The sequence below is a fragment of the Gilliamella sp. LMG 34360 genome (genome assembly GCF_984568995.1).
On record NZ_OZ474900.1, the window covers coordinates 668,741 to 683,696 of the forward strand.

Genomic DNA, 14,956 nt, shown 5'->3' on the forward strand with positions numbered 1-14,956 from the left:
ATCGCGATAGGTACCTTAGCAATTTTAATGTTGATAGACAGCGATCCAGATATGATTGATACTGTTTATACATTTTGTGAATCAGTTGGATTACCAACAACTCTTTCAGAAATAGATTTAATTGATGTTAATTATGATGACTTGATAAAAGCAGTTTTATTATCTTGTGCTGAAGGTGAATCGATCTATAACTCACCTGCTGAAGTTAACCCAAAAAAAGTATTTTCCGCAATAAAAGTATTAAATGCAGAACGATTACGTCGTAAAAAACATTAAAAACTCTATTTAGATTATGTTATCTACAGTTAAAAAGTTCTCGTTGATATTGCGTACGGGAATTTCTATTATTACGACTTTATATAAATTTGTGCATGTAAACAGAATAAGAATATTCATCTTGCTTGTGTTATAATGCAAACCAATTTTTATATCATTTTTATTTCTGGTAATTATGGCAGAACCCAAATTTATTCATCTTCATCTACATAGCGATTTTTCCATGATTGATGGAATTGCTAAAGTCGGTACATTAGTTAGTGAAGTGAGCAAATTACAGATGCCAGCTTTTGCGATCACTGATTTTACAAATCTTTGCGGACTGGTTAAATTTTATGGTTCTGCAATGTCCAAAGGAATTAAACCTATTATTGGTGCCGATTTAGTTATTAAAAATCCTCAACTATCAGATGATATCTATCAGTTAACATTATTAGCTGCAACAAATGAGGGATATCAAAATCTTACTTTATTAATTTCTAAAGCTTATCAGCGTGGCTATATTGGTGATATGCCTGTAGTAGATCAACAATGGCTGGTTGAGCATAGAGCAGGATTAATTGTTTTAGCTGGAAAAGAAAGTGATATTGGTATTGGCATTACTCGTAATAATCAGGCAATAATTGATAATGGAATTAATTTTTATTTTGAAAATTTTCCTAATCATTTTTATTTTGAACTGGTACGAACGGGTCGTACTAATGAAGAATTATTCATTCATACGGCCGTAAAACTTGCCGAACAACATCAATTACCTGTTGTTGCTACCAATGATGTTAGATTTTTAAAATCCTCAGATTTTGAAGCTCATGAAATTCGTGTGGCCATTCATGATGGTAATACACTTGAAGATCCTAATCGCCCTAAAAACTACTCGTCTCAACAGTATCTTCGTAGTGAACAAGAAATGTGTGACCTATTTTCGGATATTCCTGAAGCTTTGGCAAATAGCGTTGAAATAGCAAAACGATGTAATGTTACAATTCGACTTGGTGAATACTTTTTACCTAAATTTCCAACTGGAGATATGTCAACTGAAGATTTTTTAGTATATAAATCAAAAATCGGTTTAGAAGAAAGACTTGAATTTTTATTTCCCGATCCTGAAACAAGAAAACAAAGAAGATCGGAATATGACGAACGCTTGGAAACAGAATTAAACGTCATTAATCAGATGGGCTTTCCTGGCTATTTCCTGATAGTTATGGAGTTTATTCAATGGTCAAAGGATAATGATATTCCTGTCGGACCTGGACGTGGATCTGGTGCGGGCTCTCTCGTTGCTTATGCTTTAAAAATTACTGATTTAGATCCGTTAGCTTTTGATTTGCTGTTTGAACGTTTCTTGAATCCCGAACGTGTTTCAATGCCTGACTTTGATGTCGACTTTTGTATGGAAAAACGCGATCTGGTTATCGACCATGTTGCTGATATGTACGGTCGGGATGCTGTTTCACAAATTATCACTTTTGGTACGATGGCAGCTAAAGCGGTAATACGTGATGTCGGTCGAGTACTAGGACATCCTTATGGATTTGTTGATCGTATTTCTAAATTAATTCCACTTGATCCAGGAATGACTCTAGCAAAAGCTTTTGAAGTTGAACCTCAACTCCAAGATTTATACGATAATAATGAAGAGATTAAATCATTAATTGACATTGCACGTCAATTAGAAGGGGTCACACGAAATGCGGGTAAACATGCTGGTGGGGTGGTGATTTCACCGACTAAGATTACGGATTTCGCACCAATTTATTGTGATCCAGAGGGAAATCATCCTGTAACTCAGTTTGATAAAAATGATGTTGAATATGCTGGACTGGTAAAGTTTGACTTTTTAGGACTACGTACATTAACCATTATTAATTGGGCAATTAAAATGATTAATGAACGTCAGTTGAGAAATGGTCAGCCGCCAGTTGATATCAATCGTATAGAACTTGATGATAAAGATTCTTTTGAGTTGTTGTTAAAAGCCGAAACAACAGCTGTATTCCAGCTGGAATCTAGAGGAATGAAAGATTTGATTCGGCGTTTAAAACCAGACTGTTTTGAGGATATGATAGCGTTAGTAGCACTGTTTCGTCCTGGTCCACTACAATCTGGCATGGTAGATAATTTTATCGATCGTAAACACGGTCGGGAAGATGTTTCTTATCCCGATATAAAATACCAACATGAGTCATTAAAACCAATATTAGATCCAACCTATGGTATTATTTTATATCAAGAACAAGTTATGCAGATCGCTCAAACCTTATCTGGTTACACGTTAGGTGGGGCCGATTTATTGCGTCGAGCTATGGGTAAGAAAAAACCTGAAGAAATGGCAAAACAGCGCTCTGTGTTCAAAGAAGGAGCAGAAAAACAAGGTGTTGATGGCGAACTTGCGATGCGTATATTCGATTTAGTTGAAAAGTTTGCTGGTTATGGATTTAATAAATCTCATTCTGCTGCTTATGCACTTGTTTCTTATCAAACATTGTGGTTAAAAACACACTATCCGGCTGAATTTATGGCAGCAGTGATGACGGCTGATATGGATAATACTGACAAAATCGTTGGTTTAGTTGATGAATGTTTAAGAATGGGATTAAAAGTTAATCCTCCTGATATTAATAGTGGTCTTTACCATTTTCATGTGAATGATAAGGGTGAGATTGTTTACGGTATAGGTGCTATAAAAGGGGTTGGTGAAGGACCAATTGAAGCTATTGTTGAAGCTCGTAACAGTGGAGGATATTTTAAAAATATCTTTGAACTTTGTGCCAGAACAGACATGAAGAAAATCAATCGCCGGATACTTGAAAAGCTAACTATGGCTGGTGCTTTTGACAAATTAGGACCACATCGAGCAGCAATTTTACATAGTATTAATGATGCGATGCAAGCCGCAGATCAATATGCCAAAGCCCAAGATATCGGACAAGAAGATATGTTCGGTGTTTTAGCCGAGGAGCCAGAGCAAGTTGAACATGCTTATGCTGCAGTTCCCGAATTACCTGCTCAAGTATTATTAGATGGTGAGCGAGAAGCATTAGGACTATATTTAACAGGCCATCCAGTAACTCAGTATTTAAAGGAATTGAATCGTTATTCCGGAGGGTTACGAATAAGCGAGGCTTCTCCTACTGGTTGGGGAAAACTTGCAACTTTTGCAGGTATAGTTGCTGATGCTAGAGTTAGGATAACTAAAAAAGGTAATAAGATTGGTTTGTTTACTCTAGATGACCGTTCTGGTCGTATTGATGGCATGCTGTTTGCCGATTCTTTGGAAAAATTCGGGCATCTACTCGTAAAAGATAAAATTCTCATTGTGTCAGGACAAGTTAGTCACGATGATTTTAATGGTGGACTCAAAATGTCAGTACGAGATATTGTAGATTTAAAAGATGCTCGAGCAAAATATGTAAAAGGTCTTGCTATTACATTAACTGAAATTGAAGCTAATCGTTCAATATTACAACGATTACAACAAATTTTTGAACCTTATCGTCATGGAAGTGTACCAGTTAATTTATATTATCATCGTGATGATTCTGTAGTTCGTATTCAATTTGGTACTACATGGCGAATAATACCAGAAGATGCTTTAATTGTAGAATTAAAAACATTACTTGGTAACGATCGCATTGAATTTGAGTTTGACAAATAATAACTAAATAATTACCTATCAATTGAGTGTTATTGATTTAAAAGATCAGATCAATTAAAGTCACTATTATTAAAAATTAGTGACTTTATTTTTAGATAATTGAAGTAAATTGATATAAATATTGGTGACTTCAATAAGTATTACATAGTAGAATTGACTTAATTTTATCTTAAGAAATAGTCAGTATACTGTAGTTAATGATGTATTTTTTAGGAAATACAAATAAAATAAGAGGCAATCATAAGCGTTATGAACAATTTTTTGGAATTTGAAAAGCCGATAGCGGAATTAGAAGCAAAAATTAATTCCTTAAAGAATATTGATTCTCAACAAGTTGAATTAGATCTAAATTTAGATAAAGAGATTAAACAATTAAATCGAAAAAGCCGTGAGTTAACAAAAAAAATATTTGCAAACCTATCGCCCTGGGATGTAGCACAATTAGCTAGACACCCCAATAGACCCTATACACTAGATTACATAAAAGAGATTTTCACTGATTTTGATGAGTTGGCTGGTGATCGTGCATATGCCGATGATAAAGCAATAGTTGGTGGTATCGCTCGTATTGATGAACGTACAGTTATGGTTATCGGACATCAAAAGGGACGAGAAACCAAACAGAAGATATATCGTAACTTTGGTATGCCTGCTCCAGAAGGTTATCGCAAAGCATTAAGGCTAATGCAATTAGCGGAGCGTTTTAAATTACCTATTATTACTTTTATTGATACTCCTGGCGCATATCCTGGAATTGGAGCGGAAGAACGCGGCCAAGCTGAGGCTATTGCCAGAAATTTGCGAGAAATGTCACGTCTTAAAGTACCTACAATTTGTACTGTTATTGGTGAAGGTGGGTCTGGAGGTGCACTTGCTATTGGCGTATCAGATAAAGTTAATATGATGCAATATAGTACTTATTCAGTTATTTCGCCTGAAGGTTGTGCATCTATTTTATGGAAAAGTGCTGATAAAGCATCTGTAGCGGCTGAAGCAATGAACATGACCGCTGATAAATTACTTAAACTAAATCTTATTGATGCAATTGTACCGGAGCCACTTGGTGGGGCGCATCGTGATTATGCAAAAGTAGCTGCATCATTAAAAAAACAATTGCTTAGTGATCTTGATGAACTTGAAAATATGGATTTATCGGCTTTACTTGAAAGAAGATTTCAACGATTAATGAATTATGGTTATGTGAGATAATTTATAATGGAAAAATCGACAGGATTACAGCGCATTGTTAATGCCACAAAGTATTCTCTAAAAGGTTTTAAATCTGCAATTAAATATGAAACGGCATTTCGACAAGAATTAATTTTGTTATTGGTAGCTTATATTATAGTTATGTTAATTGATTTTACCATCTATGAGCGAATTTTATTACTTGGCTCAATAGGTTTTGTTATGATTGTAGAATTACTTAACAGTGCTATTGAATGCGTTGTCGATCGAATCGGTAGCGAAAGACATGAATTATCTGGACGAGCAAAGGACTATGGTTCTGCGGCAGTATTTATGTCTCTGTTATTGACTGTTATTTTATGGATTTATCTATTTTCTTGTCATTTTTTCTCTTAATATTACTTAAACGTGGTGTTTTCTTGAAACATCTAGACAAAAAGTAAATTTACTATAGACATTCATATTAAAAATGCGAGATCGTTACTCGCATTTTTAATAAAATTGATATTATTCCGAAACCAGCTCTTTCGCAATAAAACTACCAGTTTTCTCAACATCTAAGGTATTTTTTAGCCATGGTAATATTGTTTGCATTTGTTCATGTAATTTCCATGGTGGATTAATCACTAGCATTCCTGAAGCAGTCATACCTTTCTGATTATTATCTGGTTTTATTGCTAATTCAAATTGTGAAATTCGTCTAATTCCTAATTTAATAATACTATCAATCATTTTTTGAGTTTGTGTTCGTGATACAACTGGATACCAAATTAGATAAACACCCGTTGCAAAACGTTTATAAGCTTCAAATAATGCTTTAGGTATTATTTGATAATCGTCTTTAATTTCATAAGACGGATCAATTAAAATAATCCCACGACGAAACTGATGTGGTAGCTTAGATTTTAATTGTGCAAAACCATCTTCACGTAACACTTTTGCTCTTTTATCTTTACTAAATTCCTGACGTAATAATGGATAATCTGTAGGATGTAATTCTGTTAAATTAAGCTTGTCTTGTTGTCGTAATAATTGTTTAGCAATTAAAGGTGATCCTGGATAATATTTTAACTCACTAAAAGGATTATACCTTTTTATTACAGATAGATAAGTGTTAAGCAATTCCGGTATATTAGGTTGTTGCCATAGCAGATTAATCCCTGATAAATATTCTCCAGTTTTTTCCGAATGCTCACTTTTCAACAAATATCTACCAGCGCCAGAATGTGTATCTAAATATAAAAAAGGTTTTTCTTTTTCTTTTAATGCGTTGATGCATAATGTTAATACAATATGTTTTAATACATCTGCATGATTTCCTGCGTGATAGCTATGCCGATAGCTTAACATGACTTATTTAACCTCTTTTGTTCATTTTTCTGCATATAGAAAGTTGTTAATGCTAAACTTAAAAGACATGGTATTTCCATCAACTCTTCAATTAGATCTTTTCGAGTAGGTTCTAAAACTAAAAATTCATATCCTAAACGTCTATGTTCAGCAACGTCAGCAATACCTAAAAAAAGAAATGCAAAAAATAAATGCCAAACGGGAATTGTCTCATATTTATATCGACGAACTATTTCTTGACGAATAATTGGCAAAAATATAGTTAATAATGGGATTGCAATGATAATACTGGCAATAATTTTATAATAAATACGGGGAACATCAGGGAAAAAATCCCGTCCCCAGCTAATGCCTCGACCAAAAAGCATAAACCACCAAAATATTGTCCAAATCCAGAATTTAAAAAGGGTTGTATGATTCTTAACGCTTTTAGCATAATGATATGTGTAACAACACATAAATAATAAGAATAATGACTGTAAATGTTCAACTAAGCTAACAGTTAAGTTATTGTATAACGGAAGCCAAAAGTTACCTGTAATATATAGAAAAATGCTCAGAATCACAATAAACATAGAGCTTTTGTAAAAGTGTGTATCAAATTTAGGCATAATTTATTTTAATAATTAAATAATATTTTTAAGTTTAAGTATAGTACCGCATTTACGACATTGATAACTAGTTTTATTCTTTTTAATTTTATTATGTCTTATTGGTGATAAATAATGTTCTTGGCAATCACATATATATACATACTCGTAACGTTTAAAATTAAAATTATGGGTAACTTTAGGGGGCTTCTTCATTATTTCTGACATGATATATTGCCATTCTTTACCATGAGGTTTTACTTTTCCATAGATTTGAAAGGTAATAAGATGAGCTAATTCATGAGGAACAACCTCCTCAATAAAATTTTCCCCATTTTCACAAAGCATTGTGATGTTAAGTTGAATTTCCCAACAATTTAATACTGCACTACCTGCAATGCTGCCTTTTGATTTATAACTAATTTTTGGTTCTTTATATTCAGTGTGTAGCAGGCGATTGGCTTGAAGTAAGTATCCTCTTAAACAAGCCATTACCTGATTATGTAAATAAATTGGTATGCGTTTATAATCCTGCTGCATCGCGAAGTAGTGCTGCTTTATCGGTTTTTTCCCAAGGAAATATATCCCGACCAAAATGACCGTAGGTTGCAGTTTTTTGATAAATTGGTTGAATCAGATCAAGCATTTGAATTAGCCCATAAGGTCTTAGATCAAAAAATTCTTTGATTAACGAGACAATTTTATCGTGTCCAATTTTCTCAGTACCAAAAGTATTAACATAAACAGAAGTAGGGTTAGCAACACCAATTGCATAAGAAATTTGCAATTCACATTTATCAGCAAGCCCTGCTGCCACAAGATTTTTAGCAACATATCTTGCTGCATAAGCCGCTGAGCGATCAACCTTTGAAGGATCTTTTCCTGAAAAAGCTCCACCACCGTGATGGGCTGCACCACCATAAGTATCTACAATGATTTTTCGACCAGTTAATCCACAATCTCCCATTGGACCACCAATAACAAATCGCCCAGTTGGATTAATAAAATATTTAGTTCTTGAGGTTAACCATTCGGCAGGCAATGTCGGTTTAATGATTTCCTCCATTACTGCCTCTTGTATAACCTTTTGTTCAATTCCATCCGAATGTTGGGTTGATAAAACGATTGTATCGACCCCTTTTATTTGTCCATTTTGATAAATTAATGTGACTTGGCTTTTTGCATCAGGTCTTAACCATGGAAGCGTACCATTTTTTCTTACTTCAGCTTGGCGGCGCATCAAATCATGAGCATAGCTGATTGCAGCAGGCATTAGATTAGGCATTTCATTAGTTGCATAACCAAACATAATACCTTGGTCACCGGCACCTTGTTCCAATGGATCTTCTCTATCTACACCTTGATTAATATCGGGAGATTGTTTACCAATTGCATTTAATACAGCACAAGAATTTGCATCAAATCCCATTTCTGAACTGGTATAACCAATATCATTAATTGTTTTTCTTGTTAATTCTTCTATATCTACCCAAGCAGAAGTCGTAATTTCACCGCCAACTAATGCCATACCTGTTTTTACATACGTCTCGCAAGCAACGCGAGCCTTTGGATCTTGCTTTAAGATTGCATCAAGTACGGCATCAGATATTTGATCGGCAATTTTATCTGGATGACCTTCTGAAACAGATTCAGATGTAAATAAAAATTCTGACATAGAATACCTTTTGACTTAATTGTGTTTAGTAATCGAAATATAATACCTAATTTCTGGTAATCTATTTTAGCAGTTTTACCATCTAGACGTCTATCTTAATAACTATAAAATATTGAATAAATTTTGATACAGATAAAATTACTTGCATTAATTTCTATTCAATTTACGATATTGTGCGTTTTCTATTTATTATCTAATAAAGTTTAATTTAATATGAATATTATAAAACAATCTCCTGTGGTGTTAGTGTTTGATTCTGGCATTGGTGGATTATCTGTTTATAATGAAATTTACAATAAAATGCCTAATGCGCGGTATATTTATGCGTTTGATAATGAAATGTTTCCTTATGGTGATAAATCTCCAGAGTTTCTAGTTAATAGAGTTAATTCTGTTATAAAAACCATTACTAAGTTTCAACAAATTGATTTAGCGGTTATTGCATGCAATACTGCTAGTACAATTTGCCTACCTAGTTTGCGCGCTAAATTTCTTTTTCCTATAGTGGGTGTAGTTCCTGCTATTAAACCTGCAAGCTTACTAACAAAAAATAAGTGCATAGGATTATTGGCAACAAAAGCAACCATTGAAAGGGCTTATACAACAAATTTAATTAAACAATATGCTAATCATTGTTCAGTTAAATTATTAGGTCTATCTGAATTAGCACTTATAGCAGAAAATAAATTACAAGGTATTGCTGTAGATATGCAACATTTAAAAGAGTTGATGCATCCATGGCTCAGTTTACAAACTATTCCTGACACAATTGTTCTTGGATGTACTCATTATCCTTTTATTAAAGAAGAGCTGCAGATGATTTTTCCTCAAGTAAACTTTATTGATTCAGGTTATGCAATTGCAACACGGGTATATAATTTATTAAAAGATAAATATGAGGTAGACAAAATATCTTCATTTAATAAAGCAAATATCATATTAAGTACGACTTATAATCAGTCCGTTGAAAAATTAATCAAAAAATTAACTGAATATAATCTTGATAAATATCAAAGTTTTAATGTTTTTGGTGTTTAAAGGTTGTCCAAACGAATAAATATTTGAACTTTTTTGCTTGCCAAAAAAAATGAAGTGCCTATAATGCGCATCCACTGACACGGCGTCAGCGATAAGCAGACGAAAAAGGTGTGAGTGAGCAAGGTCAAAAATTTTGAAAAAAGATCTTGACGAATAAAAAGGTGTAGCGTAGTATACGCATCCCTTGAGACAGCAAACTGAGCGATAAGCTTAGTTAACTTAAAAAAGCTGTCAGCTCTTTAAAAAGAAGAAACAGACAATCTGTGTGGGCACTTGCGAGACGAAAGATTAAAAGTCTACGGACTAAAAAATTAAGTCTTGATAAGTGACACTGAAGATTCATTTGAATTATGTCAGAGACAGTTATTGAGCATCAAACTTTAAATTGAAGAGTTTGATCATGGCTCAGATTGAACGCTGGCGGCAGGCTTAACACATGCAAGTCGAACGGTAACATGAGTGCTTGCACTTGATGACGAGTGGCGGACGGGTGAGTAAAGTATGGGGATCTGCCGAATGGAGGGGGACAACAGTTGGAAACGACTGCTAATACCGCATAAAGTTGAGAGACCAAAGCATGGGACTTACGGGCCATGCGCCATTTGATGAACCCATATGGGATTAGCTAGTTGGTAGGGTAATGGCTTACCAAGGCGACGATCTCTAGCTGGTCTGAGAGGATGACCAGCCACACTGGAACTGAGACACGGTCCAGACTCCTACGGGAGGCAGCAGTGGGGAATATTGCACAATGGGGGGAACCCTGATGCAGCCATGCCGCGTGTATGAAGAAGGCCTTCGGGTTGTAAAGTACTTTCGGTAACGAGGAAGGTGGTGTATCTAATAGGTGCATCAATTGACGTTAATTACAGAAGAAGCACCGGCTAACTCCGTGCCAGCAGCCGCGGTAATACGGAGGGTGCGAGCGTTAATCGGAATGACTGGGCGTAAAGGGCATGTAGGCGGATAATTAAGTTAGGTGTGAAAGCCCTGGGCTCAACCTAGGAATTGCACTTAAAACTGGTTAACTAGAGTATTGTAGAGGAAGGTAGAATTCCACGTGTAGCGGTGAAATGCGTAGAGATGTGGAGGAATACCGGTGGCGAAGGCGGCCTTCTGGACAGATACTGACGCTGAGATGCGAAAGCGTGGGGAGCAAACAGGATTAGATACCCTGGTAGTCCACGCTGTAAACGATGTCGATTTGGAGTTTGTTGCCTAGAGTGATGGGCTCCGAAGCTAACGCGATAAATCGACCGCCTGGGGAGTACGGCCGCAAGGTTAAAACTCAAATGAATTGACGGGGGCCCGCACAAGCGGTGGAGCATGTGGTTTAATTCGATGCAACGCGAAGAACCTTACCTGGTCTTGACATCCACAGAATCTTGCAGAGATGCGAGAGTGCCTTCGGGAACTGTGAGACAGGTGCTGCATGGCTGTCGTCAGCTCGTGTTGTGAAATGTTGGGTTAAGTCCCGCAACGAGCGCAACCCTTATCCTTTGTTGCCATTGGTTCGGCCGGGAACTCAAAGGAGACTGCCGTTGATAAAGCGGAGGAAGGTGGGGACGACGTCAAGTCATCATGGCCCTTACGACCAGGGCTACACACGTGCTACAATGGCGTATACAAAGGGAGGCGACCTCGCGAGAGCAAGCGGACCTCATAAAGTACGTCTAAGTCCGGATTGGAGTCTGCAACTCGACTCCATGAAGTCGGAATCGCTAGTAATCGTGAATCAGAATGTCACGGTGAATACGTTCCCGGGCCTTGTACACACCGCCCGTCACACCATGGGAGTGGGTTGCACCAGAAGTAGATAGCTTAACCTTCGGGGGGGCGTTTACCACGGTGTGGTCCATGACTGGGGTGAAGTCGTAACAAGGTAACCGTAGGGGAACCTGCGGTTGGATCACCTCCTTACGAAGAGCTCGTAAGTGTTCACACAGATTGTTTGTTTATAAAGAAGAAGTGATTAAGTCCCCTTCGTCTAGAGGCCTAGGACATCGCCCTTTCACGGCGGTAACAGGGGTTCGAATCCCCTAGGGGACGCCATAAAATGTGATGAAATTGCTTCTTATAAAAATTATGTTTGTATTTACTTGAAGTCGCGAGATAGTAAAGTGAATAGAAGTATAAAGCTCTTTAACAATTAGGAACAAGCTGAAAGAAACGAGTTCTCGTTTTTATGTTGAGCTGATGTATGAAAGTATGTTGGTTTGGTATAAGGAAGAGAAAAAAGCGTAATGAAAACCAAGACAACTGTGAGTTGTAAGGTTAAGAAATTAAGCGTACACGGTGGATGCCTAGGCAATCAGAGGCGAAGAAGGACGTGTTAATCTGCGAAAAGCAACGGTGAGTCGATAAAAGGCGCTATAGCCGTTGATGTCCGAATGGGGAAACCCAGTGCAGGCGACTGCACTATCATCTGATGAATCCATAGTCAGATGAGGCGAACCGGGAGAACTGAAACATCTAAGTACCCCGAGGAAAAGAAATCAACCGAGATTCCCTGAGTAGCGGCGAGCGAAAGGGGAGTAGCCCAAGCGGGTAGCATGATGTATTAATGGAAGCGTCTGGAAAGTCGCACGATAGAGGGTGAAAGTCCCGTACATGAAAATGCGTTATGTGGAAGCTTATAGAGTAGGGCGGGACACGTGATATCCTGTCTGAAGAAGGGGGGACCATCCTCCAAGGCTAAATACTCCTGATTGACCGATAGTGAACCAGTACCGTGAGGGAAAGGCGAAAAGAACCCCGGGAGGGGAGTGAAATAGACCCTGAAACCGTGTACGTACAATCAGTGGGAGCTGTTACCGTAGGGTAATGGTGACTGCGTACCTTTTGTATAATGGGTCAGCGACTTATATTCTGTAGCGAGGTTAACCGAATAGGGGAGCCGAAGGGAAACCGAGTATTAACTGTGCGTTAAGTTGCAGGGTATAGACCCGAAACCCGGTGATCTAGCCATGGGCAGGTTGAAGGTTGGTTAACACTAACTGGAGGACCGAACCGACTAATGTTGAAAAATTAGCGGATGACCTGTGGCTGGGGGTGAAAGGCCAATCAAACCGGGAGATAGCTGGTTCTCCCCGAAAGCTATTTAGGTAGCGCCTCATGAGTAACTGTTGGGGGTAGAGCACTGTTTCGGCTAGGGGGCCATCCCGGCTTACCAACCCGATGCAAACTACGAATACTGACAAGTTTAATCATGGGAGACACACGGCGGGTGCTAACGTTCGTCGTGAAGAGGGAAACAACCCAGACCGCCAGCTAAGGTCCCAAAGTCATAGTTAAGTGGGAAACGAAGTGGGAAGGCTTAGACAGCTAGGATGTTGGCTTAGAAGCAGCCATCATTTAAAGAAAGCGTAATAGCTCACTAGTCGAGTCGGCCTGCGCGGAAGATGTAACGGGGCTAAAACTATGCACCGAAGCTGCGGCAGCGCACGTAAGTGTGTTGGGTAGGGGAGCGTTCTGTAAGCCGTTGAAGGTATATTGTGAGGTATGCTGGAGGTATCAGAAGTGCGAATGCTGACATAAGTAACGATAAAGCGGGTGAAAAGCCCGCTCGCCGGAAGACCAAGGGTTCCTGTCCAACGTTAATCGGGGCAGGGTGAGTCGACCCCTAAGGAGAGGCCGAAGGGCGTATCTGATGGGAAACGGGTTAATATTCCCGTACTGGCTATAACTGCGATGGGGGGACGAAGAAGGCTAGGTTTACCACCTATTGGATGGTGGGTTAAACGTGTAGGGGTGTGATTAGGCAAATCCGGTCACTGAGACCCTGAGGCGTGATGACGAGCTACTAAGGTAGTGAAGTAATTGATGCCCTGCTTCCAGGAAAATCCTCTAAGCTTCAGGTTATAGTTAATCGTACCCGAAACCGACACAGGTGGTCAGGTAGAGAATACTAAGGCGCTTGAGAGAACTCGGGTGAAGGAACTAGGCAAAATGGTGCCGTAACTTCGGGAGAAGGCACGCTGATTGTAATTGAAGTCCCGAGCGGACGGAGGTGAACTCAGTCGAAGATACTAGCTGGCTGCAACTGTTTAATAAAAACACAGCACTGTGCAAACACGAAAGTGGACGTATACGGTGTGACGCCTGCCCGGTGCTGGAAGGTTAATTGATGGGGTTATGCGTAAGCAGAAGCTCTTGATCGAAGCCCCAGTAAACGGCGGCCGTAACTATAACGGTCCTAAGGTAGCGAAATTCCTTGTCGGGTAAGTTCCGACCTGCACGAATGGCGTAATGATGGCCAGGCTGTCTCCACCCGAGACTCAGTGAAATTGAAATTGCCGTGAAGATGCGGTGTACCCGTGGCAAGACGGAAAGACCCCGTGAACCTTTACTATAGCTTGACAGTGAACATTGAGCCTTAATGTGTAGGATAGGTGGGAGACTAAGAAGTGTGTACGCCAGTATGCATGGAGTCGACCTTGAAATACCACCCTTTAATGTTTGATGTTCTAACCTATACTTCTGAATCGAGGTAAGGGACACTGTCTGGTGGGTAGTTTGACTGGGGCGGTCTCCTCCCAAAGAGTAACGGAGGAGCACGAAGGTTAGCTAATCCTGGTCGGACATCAGGAGGTTAGTGCAATGGCAAAAGCTAGCTTGACTGCGAGAGTGACGGCTCGAGCAGGTACGAAAGTAGGTCATAGTGATCCGGTGGTTCTGAATGGAAGGGCCATCGCTCAACGGATAAAAGGTACTCCGGGGATAACAGGCTGATACCGCCCAAGAGTTCATATCGACGGCGGTGTTTGGCACCTCGATGTCGGCTCATCACATCCTGGGGCTGAAGTAGGTCCCAAGGGTACGGCTGTTCGCCGTTTAAAGTGGTACGCGAGCTGGGTTTAGAACGTCGTGAGACAGTTCGGTCCCTATCTGCCATGGGCGTAGGAAAATTGAGAGGGTTTGCTTCTAGTACGAGAGGACCGAAGTGAACGCACCGCTGGTGTTCGGGTTGTGATGCCAATTGCATTGCCCGGTAGCTACGTGCGGAATAGATAAGTGCTGAAAGCATCTAAGTACGAAACTAGCCTCGAGATGAGTTTTCCCTGATGAGAATCAGTAAGGTCCGTTTGAGACTAAGACGTAGATAGGTCAGGTGTGTAAGTGTAGTGATACATTGAGCTAACTGATACTAATGAACCGAGAGTCTTAACCTTACAACTCGGA

The 14,956-nt window shown here is 38.9% G+C and carries 9 protein-coding genes, 1 tRNA gene and 2 rRNA genes; 8 read left to right on the forward strand and 4 right to left on the reverse strand.

Annotation, left to right across the window (positions count from 1 at the left end):
* Positions 1-27 precede the first annotated feature (27 nt).
* The 4 genes from AC5LW9_RS03065 (at position 28) to AC5LW9_RS03080 (ending at position 5,518) form a co-directional block, all read left to right on the forward strand.
* Positions 28-276 (forward strand): dehydroquinate synthase/iron-containing alcohol dehydrogenase family protein, encoded by a 249-nt coding sequence (locus AC5LW9_RS03065; RefSeq protein WP_198236801.1) that lies wholly within the window; start codon positions 28-30, stop codon positions 274-276.
* Positions 277-451: 175 nt separating this feature from the next.
* Positions 452-3,934 (forward strand): DNA polymerase III subunit alpha, encoded by a 3,483-nt coding sequence (gene dnaE, locus AC5LW9_RS03070; RefSeq protein WP_493456314.1) that lies wholly within the window; start codon positions 452-454, stop codon positions 3,932-3,934.
* Positions 3,935-4,183: 249 nt separating this feature from the next.
* Positions 4,184-5,143 carry an acetyl-CoA carboxylase carboxyl transferase subunit alpha gene (accA, locus tag AC5LW9_RS03075; RefSeq protein ID WP_198228860.1) on the forward strand — a complete coding sequence of 320 codons (960 nt, stop codon included), beginning with the start codon at positions 4,184-4,186 and terminating at the stop codon, positions 5,141-5,143.
* 6 nt (positions 5,144-5,149) lie between these two features.
* Positions 5,150-5,518 (forward strand): diacylglycerol kinase, encoded by a 369-nt coding sequence (locus AC5LW9_RS03080; RefSeq protein ID WP_232352577.1) that lies wholly within the window; start codon positions 5,150-5,152, stop codon positions 5,516-5,518.
* A gap of 111 nt (positions 5,519-5,629) precedes the next feature.
* On the opposite strand, the gene AC5LW9_RS03085 is transcribed toward AC5LW9_RS03080, so the two are convergent.
* The 4 genes from AC5LW9_RS03085 to metK form a co-directional block, all read right to left on the reverse strand.
* Positions 5,630-6,472 (reverse strand): 23S rRNA (adenine(2030)-N(6))-methyltransferase RlmJ, encoded by an 843-nt coding sequence (locus tag AC5LW9_RS03085; protein WP_198236803.1) that lies wholly within the window; start codon positions 6,470-6,472, stop codon positions 5,630-5,632.
* A complete protein-coding gene (locus AC5LW9_RS03090; protein ID WP_493456315.1) occupies positions 6,466-6,840 on the reverse strand; it encodes a hypothetical protein in 375 nt (124 codons plus the stop codon). The genes AC5LW9_RS03085 and AC5LW9_RS03090 overlap by 7 nt, the downstream gene beginning before the upstream one ends.
* Positions 6,841-7,098: 258 nt before the next feature.
* Positions 7,099-7,602, reverse strand: a complete 504-nt coding sequence (locus AC5LW9_RS03095; protein WP_198228862.1) for a SprT family zinc-dependent metalloprotease — start codon at positions 7,600-7,602, stop codon at positions 7,099-7,101.
* Complete coding sequence (gene metK, locus AC5LW9_RS03100) at positions 7,586-8,737, reverse strand: methionine adenosyltransferase (RefSeq protein WP_198228863.1); 1,152 nt, start codon at positions 8,735-8,737, stop codon at positions 7,586-7,588. Before metK ends, AC5LW9_RS03095 begins: the two co-directional genes overlap by 17 nt.
* Before the next feature lie 213 nt (positions 8,738-8,950).
* On the opposite strand from metK, the gene murI reads away from it, so the two are divergent.
* The 4 genes from murI to AC5LW9_RS03120 all read left to right on the forward strand — a co-directional run bounded on the left by murI (position 8,951) and on the right by AC5LW9_RS03120 (position 14,946).
* Positions 8,951-9,775, forward strand: a complete 825-nt coding sequence (gene murI / locus AC5LW9_RS03105; protein WP_198228864.1) for a glutamate racemase — start codon at positions 8,951-8,953, stop codon at positions 9,773-9,775.
* Positions 9,776-10,157: 382 nt separating this feature from the next.
* Positions 10,158-11,695 (forward strand): 16S ribosomal RNA (locus tag AC5LW9_RS03110).
* A gap of 56 nt (positions 11,696-11,751) precedes the next feature.
* Positions 11,752-11,827, forward strand: a tRNA-Glu gene (locus AC5LW9_RS03115).
* A gap of 220 nt (positions 11,828-12,047) precedes the next feature.
* Positions 12,048-14,946: ribosomal RNA gene (locus AC5LW9_RS03120) — 23S ribosomal RNA — on the forward strand.
* Together the 16S and 23S rRNA genes with 1 tRNA gene alongside form the textbook arrangement of a ribosomal RNA operon.
* The last annotated feature ends 10 nt before the right edge of the window (positions 14,947-14,956 follow it).